Genomic DNA, 22,697 nt, shown 5'->3' with positions numbered 1-22,697 from the left:
TCTACTCCCCCTCTCCCTCGCCCACGAGCGCGCGCGAGAACTCGAGCGCGTCGAAGCTCTGGAGGTCGTCGATTCCCTCGCCCACGCCTATGCGCAGGATGGGGAGGGCAAGGTCATGCGATATGGCGACGGCGATGCCGCCCTTGGCGGTGCCGTCGAGCTTGGTCACCACGAGGCCGTCGAGCTCGAGGGCCTCGTTGAACTCCTTGGCCTGGGCGAGGCCGTTCTGCCCGGTGGTGGCGTCTATGACGAGCACGACCGAGACGGGCATGCCCGCGCGCCTGCGCGTCACCTTGACCACCTTCTGGAGCTCGCGCATGAGCTCGGGGGAGGTGTGCAGGCGGCCTGCGGTGTCGATGAGCACGAGGTCGCAGCCCTCGCGCTCGGCCCTCTCGATCACGTCATAGCAGACGCTCGCCGGGTCGGCGCCGCGCTCCCGCGTGACGACCTCGACCCCCGCGCGCTCGCCCCAGACCTGGAGCTGCTCGATCGCGGCGGCACGGAAGGTGTCGGCGCCTCCCACGAGGCAGGAGCGCCCCTCCGAGCGGGCGACGCCGGCGAGCTTGCCCACCGTGGTGGTCTTCCCCGCCCCGTTGATGCCCACGAAGAGGACGCAGGACGGGAGGTCCCGGAAGGGGTCGCGCTCGGCATGCGCGAACTCCCCCGCTATGCGCTGGGCGAGGGCCTCCTTCAGCTGTCGGGAGGTCCTGAGGCCCTCGCGCGCGGCCTGTTCGCGCAGGTCGTCGGTGACCTGCATGGCCACCTCCGCCCCCATGTCACCCATCACGAGGCGATCCTCGAGCTCCTCCCAGAACTCCTCGTCCACCTCGCCGCCCATGTAGAAGATCTCGGATATCGCCTCGCGCGAGCGGGTGAGACCCTCGCGCAGCCTGTCGCGAAGACCCATCAGGCCTCCACCACCTTTCCGCTGGCACGGTCGAGGCGCTGGCTCACCACATGGCTCACGCCGTCGGCCTGCATTGACACGCCGTAGAGGACGTCCGCCTGCTCCATCGTCCTGCGCTGGTGCGAGATGACGATGAGCTGGGTGGAGTCCTTGAGCCGCTCGATGGCGTCGAGCAACTTGGAGAGGTTGGAGTCGTCGAGGGCGGCCTCAACCTCGTCGAACACGTAGAAGGGCACCGTCCTGGTCTTGTAGACGGCAAAGAGGAGGGCGAGCGCGGTGAGGGACTTCTCGCCGCCGCTCATGAGCGTCATCTTCTGGATGCGCTTGCCGCGCGGCTGGGCCACGATCTCTATGCCCGTCTCGTCCAGGTGGTCGGGGTCGCACATCTCGAGGTGGGCGTGGCCGCCCGGGAAGAGCAGGGAGAAGATCTCGGAGAAGTTCGCGTTCACCTGGTCGAAGACCACCAGGAACTGGCGGCGCATCTTGCGCTCGATCGCCGCGGTGATCTTCTGCAGGGACTTGCGGGCGCTCTCGAGGTCCTCGACCTGCTCGCCGATGTAGTCCGCGCGCTCCTTGAGCCTCTCGTACTCGTCCATGGCGACCTCGTTGACGGGGCCGATGTGGGCGAGGTCACCCTTGAGCCGGGCGACGTCGCGCTCCATCTGGGCGCGGTCGTCGGGCTCGGGGAGCCGGAGGGCGTCGTCGAGGCCCCAGCCGCTACCCTCTATGGACTGGATGGCGTTCTGGACCTGCACCTCGATCTTGCCTGACTCGACCTTCACCTCGCCCGAGGACTCCCGTGCGGCGTCGAGCTCGCGGCTCGCCTGTGCCACCGCCTCGCGTGCGTCCGAGATGGTCTTCTTGAGGGAGTCGGAATCCGCCTCGGCAAGCGACGCGCGGTCCTTGAGGCGAGCCGCCCAGGCGAGTGCCCGCTCGCGGACGGCCTCGTAGCGCCCGTGCAGGGGCTCCACCCTCAGCTGGAGGACGTCAAGTGCGCGGGCGCTGCGCTCCATGGTCCCCCGCCTCCGGTCGAGGTCGGCGAGCTGGCGCGAGAGCTCCTCCTCGCGCACGGCGAGGTGGTTGCGCCGCTCGGAGACGGTCGCCAGCTTGAGGCGGGCGTCAGACAGCCTGCCCTCGGCGTCGGACTCCTCGCGCGAGGCGCGCTGCCGCTGGGCGGAGACCTCCTCGAGCTCCTCGCCGAGGCTGGCGGCCCGGGCCGTCGCCTCGTCGGCCGCGGCCCTGTGGCGCTCGACCTCCTCGCGGGCCCGGCTCGCCCTCTGGGCGGCGGCCTCGCGGCCCTTGGTCACCTGCGCGCGCTCGGACTCGGCCTGTCGCAGCTGCGCCTCCAGGCGTCCGAGCTCGCCCGTGACGGACGAGAGCTCACCCGCGAGGCGCGCGACCTCGCCCTTTGCCCTGGCGCTCGCCTCGCGTGCCTCCTGGAGCCGCAGCTCGCTGTCCTGGGCGGCCTGGCTGGCCTTCCCCAGCGTCCCCTCGAGCCGGGGCAGGTCGCCCCGGAGCTGCCTGATGCGGCGCTTGCGCTCGAGGGCGCCCTGCTCGGCCGTGGAGGCGTTGCCCACTACCACGCGTCCGTCGGGAAGCGCCATCGCCCCCTCCGCCGTCACGTAGCAGGCCTCGGGATGGCTGGCATGCGCCTCGATGGCGGACGCGACGTCGTCCACGAGCCGCACGTCTCCCAGGAGCCCCGCCACGAGCGCCTCCGCGCCGGCCAGGGGCACGAGCTCGGCGAGGAGCGAGCGGCCGGGAAGGCCGTCGCCGGGGAGCTCCCGCCCGCGACCCTCGAGCGAGAGCAGGGACGCCCGCCCCTTCGCCTTGCTGGAGGCGGCCTCGCGGGCGAGGGCGACGAGCTCCTCCCCCGTGCTCACGACGAGGCCTCCCAGGTCGTCCCCCAGAAGGGACTCGACGAGGCCCTCGAGCTCGGAGGGGGCCTCGACCAGGTCTGCCACGCGGTACCTGATGGTGGAAGACAGCCTTCCGGCCGAGAGGGAGCCGACGAGGGCGCTCGAGTTCTGCGCCTGGCGGTCCACGGACTCGAGGGCGGAGAGGCGGGCGCGCGCGTCCGAGAGCGCGTGGCGGGCGTCGTTCTCCGCCTTGCGGGCGTCTCGTTGCTCGTCCTTGCAGCCATTGATGCGCGTTGCGAGCGCGGCGTCCTCCTCGCGGGCGGAGGCGAGCGCGCCCTCGAGCTCCTCCCTGCGGCCCCTGCGCTCGGAGAGGGACTCTGTGGCGGTGGCGACCCCATCCTCGATCTGGGCGAGGCGGCTCTCGAACATCTGGTCCTCCACCTGCGCGTTCGAGATCTGGTCGCTCAGCTTCGCGTAGGCGAGCGTCTCCTGGTCCGCCTCGCGCTGGGCGGCCCTCTGGTCCGCGGTCAGCTGGGCCTGCCTGGACCCGAGGGAGCGACGGAGCTCCTTCGCCTCCTTTGCTGCGGGGCCGAGCTCCGCCACCTTGCCGCGCAGGTCGTCCGCGAGGGCGCGGGCCTCGAGGAGCTCCCCCGTGACGCGCTCCAGCTCGGCCGCCGCATCAACGCGCTGGCGCTCCAGGGCGGAGAGGCCACGGCGCGTCTCGGAGAGGCGCGAGACCATGTTGCGGCCCTTCTCCTCCAAGAGGCGCATGTCAGAGTCCATACGGCCCAGGAGGTCCTGCATGCGCCGGCGCTGCTCGCCCAGGTCCCCCACGAAGATGCCCTTCTGCTCCAGGAGGGACTGGTATCGTTCGAGCTCCGCGTTCCTCTCGTCCAGGCGGTACTGAGCAAGCTCGACCGCGGCGTCGGCCTCGCGCCCGCGGTCGGCGAGGGCCTGGTAGCGCTGCTGGAGCTGGCGGAGGTCGTCCACGGCGAGCGTGGTCGTGAGGGTGGAGAGCTCGCCCGTGATGCTGCGGTGCCTCTGCGCCTTGTCGACCTGTCGCTCGAGGGGCTTGAGCTGGCGGCCAATCTCGCGCTGTATGTCCTTGGCACGGGTCAGGTTGTCCTGCATCGCCTGGAGCTTGCGCTCCGAGCGGTCCTTGCGGCGGCGATGCTTGCTGATGCCCGCCGCCTCCTCGACCAGCTCGCGCCGCTCCTCGGGCCGGCTCGCCAGGATCGAGTCGAGCTTGCCCTGGCTGATGATGGAGTGGGTGTCCTTGCCCAGGCCGGAGTCGTGCAGGATGTCCGTGATGTCGCGCAGGCGCGAGGGCGCGCCGTTGATGAGGTACTCGGACTCGCCCGAGCGGTACATGCGTCGCGTGACGGCGACCTCGGAGAAGTCGATCGGAAGGGTGTGGTCCACGTTGTCGAGGACGAGCGTCACCTCGGCGAGGCCCACCGCGGCCCTGCCCGAGGAGCCCGAGAAGATGACGTCCTCCATGGCCTGGCCGCGGAGCATCTTGGCGCTCTGCTCGCCCAGGACCCAGAGGATGGCGTCGGATATGTTTGACTTGCCGCTGCCGTTGGGGCCCACCACGACGGTGAGGCCGGGGTCGAAGACCATGTTGGTGCGGTCCGCGAAGGACTTGAACCCCTTGAGCGTGAGCGACTTCAGATACACGTCGAAAGAATCCCTTCCAGGCGCAGGGCCGCTAGTTCTTCTCGCCGCCCGAGGCGGGCAGCTGCCCCATGCGCTGGAGGGCATCCAGCGCCGCGGCCGACTCGGACTCCTTCTTGGAGCTTCCCTCTCCCCTGCCCATGCGCACGCCGTCCACGAGGACGACCGAGGTGAAGGTGGGGCTGTGCGCGGGACCGCGCTCTCCGGCGAGCTTGTACTCGGGGGCGCAGCGGAGGTCGCGCTGGGTCACCTCCTGGAGCCTCGACTTGGGCGAGAGGGGCCTCTCCGCAAGCTCCGGCGACATGTGCGGAGCCAGCGTGCGGGAGACGAACTCGTGCGTCGCGTCGTAGCCGGCGTCGAGGTAGAGGGCCCCGACTATGGACTCGTAGACGTTCTCGAGGGCGGAGTGCAGCCCCCGGGCGCCGGTCCCGCGCTCGGACTCGCCGAAGACGATGACCTCCCCTATGCCGAGCTCGTCGGCGACGGCGCTCAGCATCTTGCCCGACACGAGCGAGATCTTGAGGCGCGTGAGCTCACCCTCGTCCATACGGGGGAAGCGCTCGAAGAGGTCGGTGGCGACGATGGCGCCGAGTATGGAGTCACCCAGGAACTCGAGCCGCTCGTACGAGGCCGACACGGGCTTGTTCTCCACCGCGGAGGGATGCGTGATCGCCGAGGTGGCGAGGTTCTGGTCAGCGAAGTGGTGGCCCACTATCTCCTCGAGGCGGGCCACCTGCTTGTGGGACTTCAAGTGAGCGTGCCTCCCTAGGCGCCCAGGGCGCTGGCGATGGCGTCGACGGCGTCGCCCAGGGTCTGGATCTTCTGCAGGGAGTCGTCGTCGAGGGTGGAGCCGAACTCGTCCTCGAAGGCGGTGACGAGCTCGAGCAGGTCGAAGGAATCCGCCCCCAGGCTCTTGAACTCGGTTGACTCGTCCAGGCCCGCGGCGTCCGCCTCGAGCTCGTCCGCCGTGAGGGAGACGACCTTCGCCAGTATGTCGGAACGCTCCATGGATCCTCCTCGACCAAGGTGGCGCCATCGCCACCGGCTGCATTCTCCGTCGATTGTACCCTGCTACTGGCCCTGCTGGACCAGGCGGGCGACATTGTCCACAAGCCCTGCCCGCACGGCCCGCGCGCAGGCCAGGGTGCCGTTCATCACGGCGTCGGCGGAGGTGGCGCCGTGGCCGATGAGCACCGGCGCCTTGACCCCCAGCAGGACCGCGCCGCCCTTCTCGTCTCCCGAGAGGCTCGCCGCCACGGCCTTCAGCGCGGGCTTGAGCAGGAGCGCCCCAAGCTTGGAGCGGCCCGAGCTCGCCACCGAGCGCTTGACCTCCGAGAGTATGAACTTGGCGGTGCCCTCGAGGCTCTTGAGTGCCACGTTGCCGGTGAAGCCGTCGGTGACGATCACGTCGTAGCGGCCGGCGAGCACGTCGGTGCCCTCGCAGTTGCCACGGAACCAGTCCGGGCCGGCCTCGGCGAGGGCCTTGTGCGCCGCCAGGACCGCCTCGGACCCCTTGGTGTCCTCGGAGCCGTTGGAGAGGAGCGCGACCGTGGGCTCCGCCACGCCCAGCGCGACGCGCGCGTAGGCGCGCCCCATCTGGGCGAACTGCACCAGCATGTCGGGGCGCGCGTCGGCGTTGGCGCCCATGTCGGTGAGGACGGTCTCGCGTCCCGTCATGCCTGGAAGCGAGCTGGCGATGGACGGCCGCTTGATGCCCTTGACGCGTCCGATGTGGAGCGTCGCCGCGGCGAAGATGGCGCCGGTGGACCCGGCGGAGAAGAAGCCGTCCGCCCCCCCTGCCCTCACGCTGGCGCAGCCCCGCACGATGCTCGAGTCCCTCTTGGCGCGCACCGCGTCCGCGGGATGCTCGTCCATGCCTATGACCTCGGTCGAGACGAGCGCGCGCACCCGCTCGTGGGACGCGGCGAAGGGAACCACCACGTCCTCGTCGCCCACGACGAGGACGCTCAGGTCCCCGTCGGCCTCAAGCGCCTTCCCTATGCCCTCGAGGACGACCCTGGGCTCCTCGTCTCCCCCCATGGCGTCAACGCAGATGGTGGTCATGTCCTGCCTCCCCCGTGCCGCTGCGCGGCGTGTACGTCTAAAGAGGGAGGCCGACCCCGGTTGGGGCCGGCCTCCCCAGGCCTCGTCTGTCAGGAGGGCTACTCGGTGACGACGACCTCGCGGTCCTTATAGTAGCCACAGTTGGGGCACACGTGATGCGGAAGCTTAGGAGCGCCGCACTGGGGGCAAACGGAGCGTGCCGGAGCGGCGAGCTTGCTGTTGGCCGAACGACGAGTGTGCGTGGCGCCACGGCCCTTTTTCTGCTTGGGAACTGCCATCTTGAACCTCTCTTAGACTCACATCATGCCCGCGCGGTTGCCCGGAGCGGTCTGACCTGCAAACACACAAGGACAAATATAGCACCAGACGCCCCCTTGTGAAGGAGAGCGCACCATTTCCACGGCAAATTGCCTCTAGGCGCCACGGTGCGTCCGACATGGTAGCAAAAGCCGGAGTGCATTGGGGATGACCGCGCCCCACCCAACACCCACCAGGGATGGCAGGCTATGCCCTGAGCGTCGCCCTCAGCCGGCTGGGACGCAGAAGGAGGTCAAGCGCCTCGCAGGGTCCGGGCACCAGCACGTCCGCATGCCCGAGCAGGGCAGCGCACACGCCCTCCTCCCCCACCACGGCGATTCGGAGCGCGGCGAGGTCGAACATCCCGATGTCGTTGTAGTCGTTGTAGCCGTTGCCGACGCAGCAGACCCCACCGCCGAGGGAGCGCACGATCTCCTCCTTGCTGAGACCGGCGGAATCCGAGGGGAAGGTCAGGAGCCTGAGCGGCAGGCCCTCGCAGGCAGCGGCGGCGCTCCCGTAGGTGTCGGCCGTCAGCACGATGACGTCGACGAGATCGCTGAGGAGCGCGATGCGCTCGGCCACGCCCCCGACGAGCCTGCCATCTGCGGCGATGGTGCCGTTGAAGTCGAGCACGAGGTGGTCAATCCCGAGCTCTTCCCTTCCCGGTATGTCGATGCGGATCACGTCGGGCCTCCCGATCCTGGACGGGGAACAAGAAGCTGCCCGGCCAGCTCAGCCGACCGGGCAAGGCGACGAGCGTGGCACGGCCCCCGCCTACGAAAGGTCGAGGCCCTTGAGCACGGAGAAGGGATTCGACTCCATGCGAGAGGCCTCCAGCAGGGCGGCATGACCGCAGTTCTCGTGGTTGAGGTTCGTCCCGCAGACAGGGCAGAGCCCCGCGCAGTCCTCGCGGCAGAGGACGACGTAAGGGGTCTCCATGAGCAGGGCGGAGTTGATCGCCTCGCCCAGGTCGATGCTGTGGTCGGGCAGGACGAGCGAGTAGTCGACCTCGTCTTCGTCATCGCCCTCGGGGAGGGTGCCGGGGTCCTTGAAGAGGTAGTACTCGTCCACCTCGCCGTCCACGTCGAACTCGGCGGGGTCGAGGCAGCGGTCGCAGGTGCCCACCACGTGCGCGCGCACCATGCCCGTGGCGAGGATTCCCTCGCCCACGTTGGTGAGGACGAGGTCGTAGTCCATGCCCTCGGGGAGCGAGAACTCGTGCTCGCCCAGGCTGTAGCCCTCCTGGTCGACGTGGCCCGAGAGGGAAAGGGTGTCCCCCGCCTCGGCCAGGCGCTCGTCCAGGATTTGCTTGATCTCTGCCATGGCGCTACCAGGCGACGTCGTTGGTCTGGTTGCGCGGGCCGGAGTTCTCGTCCAGCGTCTGGCGGACGCGCGTGACGGAGTTGGTGAGGGACTTGAGGTTGTCCTCGAGGTGGGCCAGGACGGTGTCGGCGTACTCCTCCGCGTTGTAGCGGGTGTCGCGCTCGTACTGGGCCGCCTTGTCGCGGATGTCGTCGGCCTGCTGCTGGGCGAGGCGCACGACCTCCTGGTCGCCCGCGAGGATCATCGCCTGCTGCTGGGCGTCGGCGATGATGGAGTCGGCCTGCAGCTGGGCGCGCTCCAGGGTCTCCGCCTCCTCCTTGACGATGCGGCGGGCGTCAGAGAACTCCTGCGGGAAGACGCGGCGGATCTCGTCCAGTATCTCGTAGACCTCGTTGGCGTCGACGATCTTCTTGTTGGCGCCCGCGGCGAAGGGCGTCTTGCCCTCGCTCACGATCTGCTCGAGTTCGCCGACCAGGCTCTCGATCTCCTCACCCGGCTGCATACGGGCTCCTTTCGTCATGCTGGCGACCTGACGTGCGCCCCTCGGTTTGGATTCAGGCCGCATCGCTCACATGTTAGCAGATTGGATGAGCTGCCCGTTTGCCGGAAGGCCATTTGCGGGCAGCGTGAAGGCATGGGCGGACGACATGCGGTGGCCGCGCGCCTCTCGCCTAGGTCCTGTAGTGGAGCCTCAGGCGCTCCGCCACCCCCGGGGGCACGAGGAAGCTCACGTCCGAGCCCAGAGAGGCAAGTTCGCGCACGATGGAGGAGGAGACGTAGCCGTACTGAGGGTTGGACATGACGAAGACCGACTCGACGTCGGGCGCCATGTGGCTGTTGAGGTCGGCCTGCTGGAGCTCGTACTCGAAGTCAGTCATGGCCCTGAGGCCCTTGACCACGCCGCCGGCACCGACCTCCCGGCAGAAGGACATGAGGAGCCCCGAGAAGGGCCTGACCTCCACGCCGTGTATGCCCACCTCGCGCAGGGACGAGCGCAGCATGTCCACGCGCTCGTCGAGCGAGAACGCAGGACCCGTGCCGCGCTTGTTGACAGAGGCGGCTACGGCGACCGTCACCTGGGGGAAGAGCCTGCACGTGCGCTGGATCACGTCGAGGTGCCCGTAGGTCACCGGGTCGAAGGTGCCGGGCACCACCACGTGCTGGATCCTGTCGTCTGCCATCCTAGGCCTCCTGCGTCTGGAAGAGGGTCACCGTGGTGATTCCGTAGGACTTGCTGCGAACTAGGCGAGCGCCCGGGAGCGCAAGCTCGTCGGCGTCCGTCGAGCGCTCGTAGAGCACGAGGCAGCCCGGGACAAGCAGGCCCCCGGAGCCCAAATCGACCACCATGTCCGAGACCGTGGAGGCGGGCAGGGCATAGGGTGGGTCAAGCACCACGATGGAGAAGGGCGAGCCCCAGATGCCGCCGCGACGGGCCAGCTTGAGCGCGTCGCCGCAGACCACGCGCGCGACAGAGTCCGCGCGGTCGCCTGCGAGCGACTGGACGTTGCGACGCACGCGCGCGGCGCTGGGCCGGTCACGCTCCACGAAGCAGCAGGACTGCGCCCCGCGCGAGAGGAGCTCGAGCCCGATGGCCCCCGACCCCGCGAAGGCGTCGAGCACCCTCTGGCCCGCGAGCTCCAGCCCGCAGGCCGACATCAGCATCGACGCCATGGACTCCCGGGTCCGGTCGGTCGTCGGTCGCGTCACGTCCCGGCCGTCAGGAGCCTCGATGGAGCGGCCCCTCCAGTCCCCTCCCACTATGCGAATGCGGCTCATGCCCGCTCCATCTCCTCGAAGTAGCTTGGGAATCGGTCCCTGACCTCGAGGGCGAGGGACCTGTCGTCGTCGCCCGAGAGCGAGGGGTCCGCATCCAGGAGGGCGAGGGCGTCCTCGTGGGCCCACTCTGCGAGGGTGGCGTCGGTCGCGAGGTCGGCGACGCGCAACGACACGTTGCTGCCATGCTGCCGGTATCCCAGCACCTCTCCCTCGTGCCTGAGCTCGAGGTCGAGCTCGGCGAGCTCGAAGCCGTCGTCCGTCGACTCCAGGGCGGCGAGGCGCTTGCGGGCGGGCGTGCCCCTCTTGGCAGCGCAGGACAGCCAGACGGAACCCGCCACGGAACCCCTGCCCACGCGCCCACGGAGCTGGTGGAGGGTTGCCAGGCCAAAGCGGTCGGCGTCCAGAACGAGCATCGCCGTGGCATTGGGGACGTCGACGCCCACCTCGATGACCGTGGTGGAGACCAGGACGTCGATCCCCCCGTCAGCGAACTCCTCCATGACGCGGTCCTTCTCCGCCGCGGGAAGGCGTCCCGTGAGCAGGCCCACCCTGAGCCCGGGTAGCACGCGCCTCTGGAGCTCCTGTTGGGTCGACGTGGCCGAATGGAGCCTCTTGGCGTTGGAGCGCACGGACTCCGGGACGTCCTCGAGCTCGCCGCCCTCGTCGGAGTCGTCCACGAGCGGGCAGACCACGTATGCCTGGTGTCCCGCCTCGCAGGCCTCGCGCAGGCCTGCGTATGCGAGGTCCATGCTCTCGGGCGGGATGACCCTTGTGGTCACGCCCGCCCCGGGCACCGGCCTGTGACGGATGCGCGATATCGAGAGGTCGCCATAGAGCGAGAGGGCCAGCGTGCGAGGTATGGGCGTCGCCGTCATGGCCAGGAGGTCTGCGCCCGGGCCCTTGCGCCTGAGGGCGGCGCGCTGGTCCACGCCAAAGCGGTGCTGCTCGTCGATGACGGCGAGCGAGAGGCGGCGGAACTCGAGGTCGTCCGAGAGGAGCGCGGTCGTGCCGAAGAGCGCGCAGGGCTCGCCCGACGAGAGGAGCGCGGCGGCACGCGCCCGCTCGTCTGCCGGGGTGGCGCCCGTGACCAGGGCCCAGGGCACGCCCGCCGCGTCGAGCAGCGGGCCGAGCTTGCGGGCGTACTGGCGCGCGAGCACGGAAGTCGGCGCCATGACGGCGGACTGGTTGCCGGAGTCTGCCGCCGCGGCGAGGGCGAGCGCCGCCACGGCGGTCTTTCCCGTGCCCACGTCTCCCAGGAGGATGCGGTTCATGACCTCGCCGGCCGCCATGTCGTCGAGTATCTGGCGGGCGGCCATGCGCTGCTCGTCGCTGAGCTCGAAGGGAAGGGAGGCCACGAGCCGCGAGAGCCTCGGTCCGTCCGTGACGTGCCTGAAGGGAGTGACGCCCCCAAGCTCCATCTGCCGTCTGGAGTGGAGGGCGAGCTGCAGGCAGAGGAGCTCGTCGTAGGCGAGGCGCTCCCTGGCCGCGGCGGCCTCGGCGAGGCTGAGGGGGAAGTGGACGGCCCTCAATGCACGACCCAGGCCCATGAAGGATCGCCCGAGCCGGAATCGGACGGGGAGGAAGTCCGCCACGTCGCCCGAGCTGGCGAGCGCGGACGAGACGATCCTGCGCATCCAGGAGGTGGAGACGCCCTCCCCCACCGGATGCACGGGAAGGATGCGGGCATAGGACGAGACGTCCCCCTGGCCCTCGATGACCTCGAAGAAGGGGGAGCGCATCTGCTTGAATCCGTAGGCGAAGCCCACCTTGCCCGAGAGGGCCACCTGCATGCCAGGCTTGAGCTGGTCCGCCACCCAAGGCGCGCGGAAGAAGCTGACCCGCATGACGCCGGTCTGGTCGAGCACGTAGACCTCGACCACCTGCATGCGCGGCCGAGGGCGTTTGAGCGTAACGCGGTCCACCGTGGCGATGACCGTGGCGTCATCCCCCACGTCCGCGAGGGCTATGTTGGTCAGCCTGCTGAAGTCGAGGTAGCGGTGGGGCAGGTGTAGGAGGACGTCGCGGACGCGGACGAGGCCCAGGCGAGCCAGGGCCTCATGGCGCGCGCCCGAGACGAACCTCAGGCGCGACGCGTCGTCCGTGAGCGAACAGGTCCTCGAGAGGCGCTCGCCCACCTCTGCACAGGTGGGAACGCTTGCTCTTCCTGCCAAGGCTTACTCTATCGAGAAGACCACCGGGTAGAGGGGCTGCTCGCCGCGGTGCGCGTCGACCTCGAGGTCAGGCTGGGCCTCCTCGATGGCGGCCACGAGCTCTTCGAAGGCCTGGTCGCCGAGGTCGGAGCCCGCGAGGATGGTGAGGGTGTCCCCCTCCTCCTCTTCCTGCATGCGGGCGATGACGTCGAGGGTGACCTGTCGCACGTCGCTGCCCACGACCTCGATGGCGCCCCCCTCGATGCCCATGACGTCGCCCGCGTGGATGGGGGTGCCGTCCGCCGCGGCGGAGTCGCGCACTGCGGTGGTCACCTCGCCGTCACGGATGGTGCCGATGGCCTCTTCCATCTGCTCGACGTTGGCCTCGAGTCCCTCTTCGGCGTCCGCCGCGAACATGGCGGCAAAGGCCTGGAGGACGGTCTTGGTGGGGACAACCGCCGCCTCGACGTCCGTGCAGGCGCTGGCGGCGGCCTCGGCGGCCATGCGGATGTTGCCGTTGTTGGGAAGCACGATGACGCTCGTGGCGTTGCAGGCCTCGATGGCCTCGAGGATGTCTGCCGTGGAGGGGTTCATGGTCTGCCCGCCGGACACGATGACGTCGACGCCCAGCGAGCGCAGGATCTCGGCCTGGCCGGACCCTGCGGCGACGGCCACGAAGCCCAGGTCCTTCTTGGGGGCGGCGTGGCGCGGCGAGGACTCCTTGTCCTCGCGGATGCCCTCGGTGCGCTCCTGTGCCTCGAGGTCCATGTTGTGGACGAACACGTTGAAAATCTGGCCGCGGTGCAGCATGTGGCGCAGGACGCGGTCGGGCCTGTTGGTGTGCACGTGGATCTTGTAGTCGGGGTTGGTGCCCACGAGGAGCTCGCAGTCGCCCATGGAGCTCAGGTACTTGAGGTTGGCCTCCTCGTCGAAGTCCTGGCTGTCGGCATGGAAGAGGAACTCGGTGCAGTAGCGGAACTCGGATCCCTCCCAGTCGTCGTTGATCTCTATGTCGACGACGTTGGCGACCTGCGCCTTGGCGCTCGTGGGGGTAACGCTGGTGTCGAAGTCCGAGACCTCGCCCGCCTTGCCCTCGTAGGCGTTGACGAAGGCCTCGATGAAGGTCGCGAGGCCGAAGGCGCCAGAGTCGACGACGCCGTTCTCCTTGAGGACGGGCAGGAGGTCGGGGGTGCGGGCGACGGACTCGTAGGCCTCCACCACGATGGCGTCGAGGGCCTCCTGGGGCGTGGCCTTGGCCCTCTCCATCTGGTCCGCCCTGGCCGAGACGTCCTTGAGCACGGTGAGGATGGTGCCCTCGACGGGCTTGCGCACGGCCTTGAAGGCCACCTTGACGCCGTTGCGCAGCGCCGAGGCGATGTCCGCCGTGGTGGCGTCCGGGCCCTTGGCGCCGGTGAGGCCCTCGGCCACGCCGCGCAGGATCTGGCTGGTGATGACGCCCGAGTTGCCACGGGCGCCCATGAGCGAGCCATGGGTGATGGCCTTGGCGATGTCGTTCACCGAGGCGTTGGCGGGGAGCGACTCGACCTCCTTCACCACCGTGCCCAGGGTGAGGGACATGTTGGTGCCCGTGTCGCCGTCAGGGACCGGGAAGACGTTGAGCTTGTTGATCTCGTCCGCCTTGTCGGCGACGACCTTGGCGGCGACGGGGAAGCAGCTGCGAATGGTGTTGGCAATCATGATCTGGAGAACCTCGGTTCCTCTCGTATCGTGGGGCACGCCTAGCGGGCGGTGCGCATCCCCTCGACGTGGACGCGTACCTCGACGTTGTCAAGCTCGGCAATCTGCCTGAGGATGAACTTGACGGCGCTCACGAGGTTTTCTGACACGGACGCCATGTTCACGCCCTGCTCAACGACCACGTGGAGGTCCACCTTGACGGTCTCCCCCTCTGCGGAGACGCCGACGCCCTTGCGCAGGCGGTAGGTCGGAAGGAGGTGGGCAGGGCCCTCCTGCTCGTCGGTGACCGCCATGCCCACCACGCCGTAGCACTCGAGGGCGGCATAGCCCGCGAGGTCGGCGATGCAGTCGTTGGACACCTTCAGGGTTCCGGGGACGACCATTGCCATAGCTTCTCCTCTCGCTTGGTCGATGTTCGACCGGCGCATTCATTCATAGAAGTCTAGCACGCGAGGCATGCGGCGCAGGAGGACAACCCGTACGCCCGGCCCACAGCCCGACGCCGCTGCCGTGGAAAGTCCACGCGAACGCCACCGCGGCCCGTCTCCCGTCTGCTAGTATCTTTCGTCGGTGACACGGGGCGGACTCCCCCGGAATGCTCTGCCACCAAAGGTCTTGTGGTCTGGCTACAAAACGCACACAAGCTGTCGCGCTTTGTTCTTGCATGCCGCTGGTCCTGTGCTATATTTGGACAGCTTTTGGTAATTGCTGGCGCCTTGCGCCACCCTATGGAGGTCGTAAACATGTCGAAGGTATGTGATATCTGCGGTAAGCACGCCGTTGCTGGTCGCTCCATCAGCCACTCCCACCGCACCGTCGCCCGCAAGTTCAAGCCCAACATCCAGCGCGTCACCGTCGTCGTCGACGGGCGTCCGCAGAAGAAGAACGTCTGCACCCGCTGCCTGAAGAAGGGCAACCTGGCTCGCTCCGTCGCCCAGGCGTAGCGCGGCGCGCGACATACCGGCGATTCCTCGGAGGCCCCTCGGGGCCTCCTTTCTTGTGCGTCACAGGCGGCTGCCCGCGGGGCGTCGCGCACCCCTCCCCACGGCCGCCGCGGACCTAGCTGACGAGAAAGACGGCCAGCACCCCCTCGTGGCAGGTCACGCTCGCGTCAGGCACGCACACGACGTTGGACACCCCCTCGTCCCCAAGCAGGGGAAGCGCGCGATGGTCGAGCTCCCACCTGAGCCCCCGCTCGCTCAGCACGCAGCCCGGGGAGAGGGCGATGGCAGAGAGCGTGCGCCCCTGCGCCTCAGGGCCCAGCTCCCAGCTGGGCCGGCCCGTCGGCGAGAGGACGCGGCACTCGAAGCCGTCCTCCACGAGGCGAGGCCGCGCGTCGGCGGCGGAGGCGAGCTGGCCGACGACGGCCAGGGCGTGGTCGCTCCTGCCCCCCGACGCGCAGCAGAGCGTGAGCTCAAGCGCCTCCCGCCTGCGAGCCGCCTCGTTGCGGGCACAGGCTATGGCGATGGCGAGGTCGGTCGAGTACTTCTGCGAGGGGAAAGCGATCCTGGTCTGCGCCACCCCCTCCGCCCAGGCCCGGGCCGAGCCCCCCACGGAGTCGAAGTCGCCGCAGAAGGCGTCGGGCACGACGCCGGCGGCACGGAGGGCCTCGGCACCCCTGTCCGCCGCGACCACGTAGTCGGCATCCCGTGCGAGACGTGCCACGAGGCCGGGCGAGCTCGGTTCGGGGGAGCCGTCCACCACGAGCGCCCTGAGGGTGCCCCGCGTGCGCGGGGGCACGGGCTCGAGGTCGCGGATCAACGCCAGCGAGACGTCCACGTACCCATGCGAGAAGATCGTGGATGCGTCCTCGCAGAGCGCACGGTCGCGCCCGCCCCCCTCGCTGTAGACGCAGACCGTGGGGAAGCCCGCCCGGCGCGCGGAGCCCAGCCCGAGGGGGTCGTCCTCAAAGACCCAGGTGGCACTGACGTCGCAGCCCAGGCGCTGCGCCGCCTCGAGGTACACGTCGGGATGGCCCTTGCCCTTGCCGCACCCCTCTGCGGAGACGACGAGCTCGAAGAGCCCGAGCAACCCTTGGACCTCGAGCGCCTCGCGCACGAGGTCGGCGCTCGTGGAGCTCGCCACGGCGAGGTGGATGCCCGCATCATGCAGCTCGAGCAGGAGCTCGCGCGCGCCCTCGACGGGCCGCACGCGCTGCCGATACCCCTCGAGCGCCCTGCGTCGCAGGTCGCGAAGGATGCATTCCGGCTCCTCCCGCATTCCGTAGCGCTCGTGCAGAAGGCGACACATCTGGACCAGGGGCACCGACTCGACCTGCGCGTAGACTTGCCCTGGGTCTGGCGCTCCCCCGTCCTCGAGGAGCTCGAGGACGGCCTCTCTCCACATGGGCGCGGAGTCGAGGATGGTCCCGTCCAGGTCGAAGATCGCCCCGTCTATGCGCATGGCGTCAGCCCTCCCAGCCGCTGGTTGCAGGATTCATGGTAGCAGCCGCTCGGCGGCGGCCCCGGCGCAAGAGCCGGCCACACTTGGGTACAGTAGTCCACGTGGCCGTGAGGCCGCTTTTTGTGCACGCACTCTTCCGGAGGATTCACATGGCTCGCTATGACTACAAGTGCCCCTCGTGCGGGACCCGCTTCGAGGTGGAGCATCCCATGAGCGCCCACCCCAGCGTCAGCTGCCCCAAGTGCGGCAGCAAGGCCCAGAAGGTCTTCTCCAGCTCGGAAATCGTCTTCTCGGGATCCGGCTTCTACAACACCGACCAGAGGGGCAAGAAGTAGCGCGCCTGGTCGCCGCCCGACTCCCACGGAGAATCGGAGTCGCGGTCGCGTCACCATAGCAAGAGCGGGGAGGAGGCCCGTCTGGCAGCTGTCCGGACGGGCCTCCTCTCGTGCGTCCGTCAACCGAAGCCGCTATCCCAACCTGCACAGGCGCGCCATGAAGTGACCGTCACAGAGCGGGGAGCCGAGCCGATTCGCGCGCGAGGTCCTCAGGAAGCCCTCGGGGGTGAGCATGGAGCGCGCCAGGGCGAGCTGCTCGGGGGCGAGGACGCCCGTGGCGGGTGCGTCCAGCGGACCAGCGAAGCTGAATTCTCGCCCGACGTCCGAGGCGAGAAACGCCGCGACGACGTCCTCATCCTCCTGTCTCAGCTCCGAGCAGGTCGAATAGACCAGACATCCCCCGACCTCGACGCGACGGGCCACGGCCCCGAGGAGTTCGAGCTGGAGCTTCGGGAGCTCGCGCAGGGCCGCCTCCTCCCCCAGCGACCAGGCGACCTCGGGATGGCGGCGCAGGGTGCCGCTGCCCGAGCAGGGGGCATCCAGGAAGGCAAGGCGGAACTCTCCCCTGAGCCCTTCGGGAAGCGACTCGTCGGCTCCCGAGAGGGTCCTGCCGTCCAGGGCGTGGCAGCTCGCACGCCCGGCAAGCCCCACGGACCCCAGGCGTCGTGCGGACGAGGCGCTCTTGTGCGGGTCGCTCTCCACGCAGGCCATGCGAAGGTCCACGTCGAGCGCCCTGGCGGCGGACTGCAGGAGCAGGCTCTTGGTGCCCCTGCCCTGGCCGACCTCGAGGAGCCTTCCTCCCCGGGGGCAGACGAGCCAGGCGACGACCTGCGCCGCGAGGTCGGCGGGAAGGACGTCGGACGTGCGCACCAGACCGGAGCCAGCGAGGGCTGACGGGCGGCCGAGCCTGAAGGCGGCCGGCCACGGGAGCGGCTCCGGGGCGAGTCCTGCCGCCTCGAGGGCCAGGCGAGAGGGGCCCTCGCCCTGCACTACGAGGTTGCCGGCCACGCAGGGCGTGGAGGGCTCGAGGGAGCCGAGCGCGACGGCGGCGGCGCGGGAGGCGCCGAGGGAGGAGACGAGCTCGCGGGAGAGCCAGCCGGGAAGGCAGCAACCGAGCGAGATGTCGCCTGCCAGGGAATCGGGGGTGGAGACCTCGTCGACAGGCCGTCCTCCGGGGGCCGCGGCCGCGTGGAGGCGGTCGCGCGCCTCGGCCAGGCGGGGCCGGTCCTCCTCCGCGATGCGGCGCAGGACGGCATTGGCGAGGCCGGCGGCGCGGGGGCTCGCCTCGCGGGCCAGCTCGACCCCCTGGCTCACGGCCGCCTGCGCGGGGGCGGAGAGGAAGAGGAGCTCGAAGGCAGCGACTCTCAGGGCGTCACGCAGCCGGGGCTCGAGCCTCATGCCACGACGGAGATGCCCGTCGATGACCCCGTCAAGGCCGCCGGAGCAGCGTGTCACGCCCAGCACCAGGCGGGTGGCGAGGGACCGGTCGCGGGGCTCGAGGGCGTCAAGCCCCTCCGAGGCCCTCATGAGGTCGCGTGCGCGGGCAGAGCGACGCCGGCATTCGCCCAGCAGGCGCAGGGCCGCCCTCCTGGCGGCGGTCGCCCTCGCCATGCCTATGCGCGCTCCCAGCCAAGGTCCCTCTTCTGGAGTCCCGCCGCCCAGGCAGAGACGTCCATCTCGCGCTTGCCGTCGGGCTTGACCCGCAGGAGCTCGATGGCCCCGTCGGAGCAGCCCAGGAACACGCGGCCCTTGCGAACCAGCACGCCGCCCTGGGATAGCGCCTCGCCAGAGACGCGCGCGTCGAGCACGCGGACCCCCTTGCCCTGGAGCGCCATGCGGGCCGGCGCGGCGTCGAGGGACGCCTGGACGCGCCTGCGGTTTGCCAGACGGCCGTCCGCAGGGTCGAGGAGCATCTCTCGCTTGTCGATCTTGCGGGCATAGCTCACCTGCGACTCGTCCTGGTCGACCCAGCGGGCCGTCCCGTCCTCCATCTGCGCGAGGGCCAGGAGCAGCTCGTCTGCCCCCAGCTCGGCAAGCTCGGACATGACCGTCGCGCAGGGCTTCTCGCCCACCTCGACCGACGCCTGCCTGCAGTAGGCGCCGGCATCGAGCTCGTGGACAATGCGCATGATGGATATGCCCGCGCGCTCGTCGCCCTCGAGCACCGCCCTCTGGATGGGCGCGGCGCCGCGCCAGCGGGGCAGGAGCGAGCCGTGCACGTTGACGCAGCCCATTCGCGCGATGCCCAGGAGCTCGTCGGGCAGGATGCAGCCGAAGGCCGCGACGGCCACGGCGTCCAGGTCGAGGTCGCGTAGGCGATCGAGGAGCTCCGGCGTCACGCGCCTCGCCTCGATCACCTCGAGCCCGAGCTCGAGGGCCGCCGACTTCACCGCGGAGGGCACGAGGGCCCTCCCGCGGCCGCGCACGGCATCGGGCCGCGTCACGACGAGCGCGACCTCATGGACGGCGGCGAGCTTCCTGAGGGAGGGCACGGCGAAGTCTGGCGTGCCCATGAATGCCAGGCGCATCTGCGGCTCCCCTTCCGACTAGTCTACGGAGACGTCGCCGGGACGGGCGCCCGCGGCCGTGGCCTCCTGATAGGCCCTCATGGCGGCGATGCGCTGGCCGGCGCTCAGGTGGTCGACCATGGTCACGCCGTGGATGTGGTCGATCTCGTGCTGGAGGCAGACGGCCATGAGGTTGTCGCGGGCTTCGTACTGCATGAGGTCCCCGTCCAGGCTGAGGGCCTGGACCACCACGTGGCTGGGTCGCCTGACGGGAACCGTGATGCCGGGGAACGACAGGCAGCCCTCGCCCGTCTCGCGCTCCTCGCCGTCGGCGACGACAATCTTGGGGTTGATGAGCACGTAGGGGTTCTTACCGCTGGGGCCGGAGTAGTCGACGTCTATGACGACCATCTGGACGAGCTCGCCGACCTGGGGGGCCGCCAGGCCGCAGCCGTCGGCGGCGTACATGTCGTCCAGCATGCGGCGCGCGAGCCTCTTGATGCGCTCGTCGATGGCCTCGATGGGCGCGCACTCTGTCTTGAGCCGCCCGTCGGGGGCGCGGACGATGTCTTCCAGTGCACTCATTGCATGGCTCCTTGCTATGTGAGGGGCGCCGGGGGCGCCACGCTTTGTCCAGGCTATGTTACTACCCCAGCGACATGCCTCCCAAACCGCCGTCGCATGGGCCAGGGACCCTACATCAGGTCGTACGCGTCCACGTCGATGGCGACGCTCACGCCGCGGGGGACGTCCAGCCCCCGCACGCAGGACTGCAGGAGCTCCCCTGGCTCGGAGCCCAGGGGGGCCTTCACGAGCAGGTGCCGGCGGGTGCGGTCCTTCACGCGGGCCTTGAGGCAGTCGGTGGGACCCAGCACCTCCCATCCCCGCCTCCCCTCCACCCTCTGGCGGACGGCGTGGGCCAGGGAGGCAATCGCCCCCGTCACGGCGGGGGCGCTTCTCCCCCAGACGACGACGTTGGCCAGCCGCGAGTAGGGCGGGTAGTTGCCCTCCTCGCGGTCCCTGAGCTCGGGCTCGAGGAAGAGGGACCTGTCGTGGTCCGCCACGGCCCGGATGGCGGGATGGCTCGCCCAGTAGGTCTGGATGATGACCTCCCCCGGGACCTCCCCCCTGCCGGCGCGCCCGCTCACCTGCTCGAGCAGGTCGTAGGTACGCTCGCCCGCACGGAAGTCGGGCAGCTTGAGCGTGGTGTCCGCGTTGATGACGCCGACCAGCGTGACCTCGGGGAAGTCCAGCCCCTTCGCGATCATCTGGGTGCCCACGAGCACTGCGCACTCCACGGCGTCGAACTCCTCGAGCAGCCGCTGGTGGTCCCCCTTCCCGCGCGTGGTGTCCGCGTCCATGCGAATCACCTGGGCCCGCCCGCCCAGGAGCAGCGAGAGCTCGTCCTCGACGCGCTGGGTGCCCACCCCGAAGGCCGCCAGGTAGCGGCTGCCGCAGTTGGGGCAGGTCGTGGCCGGGTTGGGCCAGGCGACGACCGGCCAGCTCCTGCCGCAGCTGTGGCACATCAGCGAGTGCGTGCGCTCGTGGTAGGTGAGCGAGGTGGAGCAGTGCGGGCACTCGGGCACGCAGCCGCAGTCGCGGCACATGAGGAAGTTGGCGAAGCCTCGGCGGTTGAGGAGGAGGACGGCCTTCTCCCCTCGCTGGACCACGCCCTCCAGGGCGTCCCTCAGGGGTGCCGAGAAGATCGACTTGTTGCCCCCGGCGAACTGCTGCGTCATGTCCACCACGCGGACGCGGGGAAGCACAGCCGAGCCCGGACGCTCCGGCATCGGGACGCGCGTCCACGACACCCCGGCGTGCGAGCCCTGGCGGCAGCGCAGGAGGCTCTCGAGCGAGGGGGTGGCCGACCCCAGGACGAGCGGGCAGCCGCGCAGGCGGGCGAGGCGGGCCGCGACCTCGCGGGCATGGTAGCGGGGGGCCGACTCCTGCTTGTAGGACAGCTCGTGCTCCTCGTCGATGATCACGAGCCCCAGGTCCGACACGGGCGCGAAGAGCGCGGAACGGGCGCCCACCACGACGTGCACGCTGCCCTGGCGCACCAGGTCCCATTGGTCGAAGCGCTCCCCGGCAGAGAGCCTCGAGTGCAGGATCGCGACGTCATCGCCGAAGCGCGAGCGGAAGCGGCCCACGGTCTGGGCGGTAAGCGAGATCTCGGGCACGAGGACGATGGCGCCCCTCCCCTGCCCCACGCAGCGCTCGATGGCGGCGAGGTAGACCTCGGTCTTGCCGGAGCCCGTCACGCCGTCCACCAGGACGACGTCGCCGGCGCCGGCCTCGGTGGCACGGGCGATCTCTGCGAGGGCGTCCCGCTGGCCCTGGGTCAGGCGCTCGGGCCGGCGGGCGACGGCGCTCGAGAGCGTGGTTCCCGTCGTCCCGCGCACGCGGCGCCTCTCCTCTATCTGGACGACGCCATGGCGGGCGAGGGCCTGCGCCGCGGCGACGCTCCCCGGCATCGTGGCCGAGAGCTCCGCCAGACGAAGCGGGCCGGAGGCGAGGGCCTCCATGACCTGGCGCTGGCGCGAGGCGTTGGCGCGGGGGCGCCAGCCCTCGGCCTTGGGGGTGAGGGACGCCCAGCGCTCGTCGACGGGCCCGCTCTTCTCGCATACGAGCTCCCAGGGGTCGTCCGAGCCCCTGCGACGCACGCGGACCGTCTGGCCGGGGGCGAGGAAGGGACGGACGGCGTCGCAGAGGGTGCAGCCGTACTCGTGTGCCATCCAGGCGGCAAGTCGGGCCGAGACCTCGTCGAAGGCGGAGTCTGCCAGCACGCGCGCGACGCCGAGGAGCTTGTGCGCGGCGACGCCCGCGGGAGGCTCGTCCGACACCGACATGACGTAGCCCACCACGTCGCGATGTGAGAAGGGCACGAGGACGGTGGCGCCCACCGCGCAGGACGTCGAGAGCTCGGGAGGGATGACGTAGCTGTAGCAGCCGTCTATCGCGCGCGTGGGGATGTCCAGCGCGACCGAGGCGTAGGCGTATGGCATGTCGTCCCTCCCTCCCGTTGCCGTGTCGTTGTTGCCTTGCAGGCGAGGCCTGCGTTGGAAGTCGATTGTAGCCGCAACGCGGATGGGGGCGGGGGCCTGGCGGCGGGCGCGAAGGGTGGCGCTGAAGACAGCGCGGTGACAGCGCAGAAGGCGGCGCCGAAGACAGCATTCTGTGAGATTTGCTGTCTTTCTCGCCCCTCAACAGGCCAAACGCCAAAATCGACAGCATTCTGCACAGAATGCTGTCTTCGCGAGAGGCGCTGGCGTCATCCATGGGCAGGCGGAGGGTCGAAAAAGCAGGCCAACGGCAAATGCGTCGCTGGCCTGCTGCTCTTGTGGTGGGCCCAGCAGGATTCGAACCTGCAACCCAGGGATTATGAGTCCCCTGCGCTAACCGTTGCGCCATGGGCCCCTATGAAAAAGGCGGCGACCGAAGCCGCCGCCACGTTTCTCGTGGTGGGCGATGCTGGATTCGAACCAGCGACCCCTTCCGTGTGAAGGAAGTGCTCTACCCCTGAGCCAATCGCCCTTAGCGCGTTAGCATCTTATCAGATGCCCCGACGGATGTCAGCAAAAATTTGTCAGAGTCCGTCCCCTCCCCAAACGGGCAGCGCGTCTGCGACCGTGACGGACGCCCCCGCCGAATAGTGCTGCCCAGGAGCTACCCCCCCCCCCCCCCCCCCCCCCCCCCCCCCC

21 protein-coding genes and 2 tRNA genes are annotated in these 22,697 nt (G+C 69.8%); 2 read left to right on the top strand and 21 right to left on the bottom strand.

What is annotated here, in order from left to right:
* Nucleotide 1: 1 nt before the first annotated feature.
* The 14 genes from ftsY to HMPREF1868_RS04930 all read right to left on the bottom strand — a co-directional run bounded on the left by ftsY (nucleotide 2) and on the right by HMPREF1868_RS04930 (nucleotide 14,140).
* Nucleotides 2-907 (bottom strand): signal recognition particle-docking protein FtsY, encoded by a 906-nt coding sequence (gene ftsY, locus HMPREF1868_RS04990; RefSeq protein WP_009279312.1) that lies wholly within the window; start codon nucleotides 905-907, stop codon nucleotides 2-4.
* A complete protein-coding gene (smc, locus tag HMPREF1868_RS04985; RefSeq protein ID WP_062530988.1) occupies nucleotides 907-4,446 on the bottom strand; it encodes a chromosome segregation protein SMC in 3,540 nt (1,179 codons plus the stop codon). Before smc ends, ftsY begins: the two co-directional genes overlap by 1 nt.
* Before the next feature lie 31 nt (nucleotides 4,447-4,477).
* Entirely contained in the window at nucleotides 4,478-5,194 is a 717-nt protein-coding gene (rnc, locus tag HMPREF1868_RS04980) for a ribonuclease III (protein WP_009279314.1), read from the bottom strand.
* Between the two features lie 14 nt (nucleotides 5,195-5,208).
* Nucleotides 5,209-5,451: an acyl carrier protein gene (locus HMPREF1868_RS04975; protein ID WP_062530986.1), complete on the bottom strand. Its 243-nt coding sequence runs from the start codon at nucleotides 5,449-5,451 to the stop codon at nucleotides 5,209-5,211.
* Between the two features lie 63 nt (nucleotides 5,452-5,514).
* Nucleotides 5,515-6,507 carry a phosphate acyltransferase PlsX gene (plsX, locus tag HMPREF1868_RS04970; protein WP_062530985.1) on the bottom strand — a complete coding sequence of 331 codons (993 nt, stop codon included), beginning with the start codon at nucleotides 6,505-6,507 and terminating at the stop codon, nucleotides 5,515-5,517.
* 98 nt (nucleotides 6,508-6,605) lie between these two features.
* Nucleotides 6,606-6,785 (bottom strand): 50S ribosomal protein L32, encoded by a 180-nt coding sequence (gene rpmF / locus HMPREF1868_RS09575; RefSeq protein ID WP_009279317.1) that lies wholly within the window; start codon nucleotides 6,783-6,785, stop codon nucleotides 6,606-6,608.
* Between the two features lie 226 nt (nucleotides 6,786-7,011).
* A complete protein-coding gene (locus tag HMPREF1868_RS04965; RefSeq protein ID WP_062530983.1) occupies nucleotides 7,012-7,488 on the bottom strand; it encodes an HAD family hydrolase in 477 nt (158 codons plus the stop codon).
* A 90-nt stretch (nucleotides 7,489-7,578) separates the two neighbouring features.
* The gene (locus HMPREF1868_RS04960; protein WP_062530981.1) at nucleotides 7,579-8,127 is read right to left on the bottom strand and encodes a YceD family protein; all 549 of its coding nucleotides are present in this window, start codon (nucleotides 8,125-8,127) and stop codon (nucleotides 7,579-7,581) included.
* Nucleotides 8,128-8,131: 4 nt separating this feature from the next.
* Nucleotides 8,132-8,629 carry a hypothetical protein gene (locus HMPREF1868_RS04955; protein ID WP_009279320.1) on the bottom strand — a complete coding sequence of 166 codons (498 nt, stop codon included), beginning with the start codon at nucleotides 8,627-8,629 and terminating at the stop codon, nucleotides 8,132-8,134.
* A 169-nt stretch (nucleotides 8,630-8,798) separates the two neighbouring features.
* Complete coding sequence (gene coaD / locus HMPREF1868_RS04950; RefSeq protein WP_009279321.1) at nucleotides 8,799-9,308, bottom strand: pantetheine-phosphate adenylyltransferase; 510 nt, start codon at nucleotides 9,306-9,308, stop codon at nucleotides 8,799-8,801.
* Nucleotide 9,309: 1 nt separating this feature from the next.
* Complete coding sequence (locus tag HMPREF1868_RS04945; RefSeq protein WP_062530978.1) at nucleotides 9,310-9,903, bottom strand: RsmD family RNA methyltransferase; 594 nt, start codon at nucleotides 9,901-9,903, stop codon at nucleotides 9,310-9,312.
* Nucleotides 9,900-12,074, bottom strand: a complete 2,175-nt coding sequence (locus HMPREF1868_RS04940) for an ATP-dependent DNA helicase RecG (protein WP_062530976.1) — start codon at nucleotides 12,072-12,074, stop codon at nucleotides 9,900-9,902. The genes HMPREF1868_RS04945 and HMPREF1868_RS04940 overlap by 4 nt, the downstream gene beginning before the upstream one ends.
* 3 nt (nucleotides 12,075-12,077) lie before the next feature.
* Entirely contained in the window at nucleotides 12,078-13,751 is a 1,674-nt protein-coding gene (locus HMPREF1868_RS04935; RefSeq protein WP_062530975.1) for a DAK2 domain-containing protein, read from the bottom strand.
* Between the two features lie 41 nt (nucleotides 13,752-13,792).
* On the bottom strand, nucleotides 13,793-14,140 hold the full coding sequence (locus HMPREF1868_RS04930) for an Asp23/Gls24 family envelope stress response protein (protein ID WP_062530973.1): 348 nt from the start codon (nucleotides 14,138-14,140) through the stop codon (nucleotides 13,793-13,795).
* A 354-nt stretch (nucleotides 14,141-14,494) separates the two neighbouring features.
* Here HMPREF1868_RS04930 and rpmB point away from each other — a divergent pair, with 354 nt between their 5' ends.
* Nucleotides 14,495-14,695 carry a 50S ribosomal protein L28 gene (rpmB, locus tag HMPREF1868_RS04925; protein WP_009279326.1) on the top strand — a complete coding sequence of 67 codons (201 nt, stop codon included), beginning with the start codon at nucleotides 14,495-14,497 and terminating at the stop codon, nucleotides 14,693-14,695.
* Between the two features lie 115 nt (nucleotides 14,696-14,810).
* On the opposite strand, the gene HMPREF1868_RS04920 is transcribed toward rpmB, so the two are convergent.
* Nucleotides 14,811-16,154 (bottom strand): thiamine diphosphokinase, encoded by a 1,344-nt coding sequence (locus tag HMPREF1868_RS04920; RefSeq protein WP_062530971.1) that lies wholly within the window; start codon nucleotides 16,152-16,154, stop codon nucleotides 14,811-14,813.
* Nucleotides 16,155-16,303: 149 nt separating this feature from the next.
* Between HMPREF1868_RS04920 and HMPREF1868_RS04915 the strand changes: the two genes are divergently transcribed.
* Nucleotides 16,304-16,489: an FmdB family zinc ribbon protein gene (locus tag HMPREF1868_RS04915; RefSeq protein ID WP_062530969.1), complete on the top strand. Its 186-nt coding sequence runs from the start codon at nucleotides 16,304-16,306 to the stop codon at nucleotides 16,487-16,489.
* Between the two features lie 132 nt (nucleotides 16,490-16,621).
* On the opposite strand, the gene HMPREF1868_RS04910 is transcribed toward HMPREF1868_RS04915, so the two are convergent.
* The 6 genes from HMPREF1868_RS04910 to HMPREF1868_RS04885 form a co-directional block, all read right to left on the bottom strand.
* Nucleotides 16,622-18,100 carry a transcription antitermination factor NusB gene (locus HMPREF1868_RS04910; protein WP_062530967.1) on the bottom strand — a complete coding sequence of 493 codons (1,479 nt, stop codon included), beginning with the start codon at nucleotides 18,098-18,100 and terminating at the stop codon, nucleotides 16,622-16,624.
* Nucleotides 18,101-18,102: 2 nt separating this feature from the next.
* Entirely contained in the window at nucleotides 18,103-19,017 is a 915-nt protein-coding gene (gene fmt, locus HMPREF1868_RS04905) for a methionyl-tRNA formyltransferase (protein ID WP_009279330.1), read from the bottom strand.
* Between the two features lie 18 nt (nucleotides 19,018-19,035).
* The gene (gene def / locus HMPREF1868_RS04900) at nucleotides 19,036-19,581 is read right to left on the bottom strand and encodes a peptide deformylase (RefSeq protein ID WP_062530965.1); all 546 of its coding nucleotides are present in this window, start codon (nucleotides 19,579-19,581) and stop codon (nucleotides 19,036-19,038) included.
* Nucleotides 19,582-19,691: 110 nt separating this feature from the next.
* Entirely contained in the window at nucleotides 19,692-22,001 is a 2,310-nt protein-coding gene (gene priA / locus HMPREF1868_RS04895) for a replication restart helicase PriA (RefSeq protein WP_062530963.1), read from the bottom strand.
* A 336-nt stretch (nucleotides 22,002-22,337) separates the two neighbouring features.
* Nucleotides 22,338-22,413 (bottom strand) — tRNA-Ile (locus tag HMPREF1868_RS04890).
* 42 nt (nucleotides 22,414-22,455) lie between these two features.
* Nucleotides 22,456-22,530: transfer RNA gene (locus tag HMPREF1868_RS04885), tRNA-Val, on the bottom strand.
* Nucleotides 22,531-22,697: the final 167 nt, after the last annotated feature.

Source organism: Olsenella sp. DNF00959 (assembly GCF_001553055.1).
GTDB lineage: Bacteria > Actinomycetota > Coriobacteriia > Coriobacteriales > Atopobiaceae > Olsenella_I > Olsenella_I phocaeensis.
The sequence above is the reverse complement of the archived record's forward strand: the minus strand, read 5'-3'. Positions and strand labels throughout refer to the sequence as shown.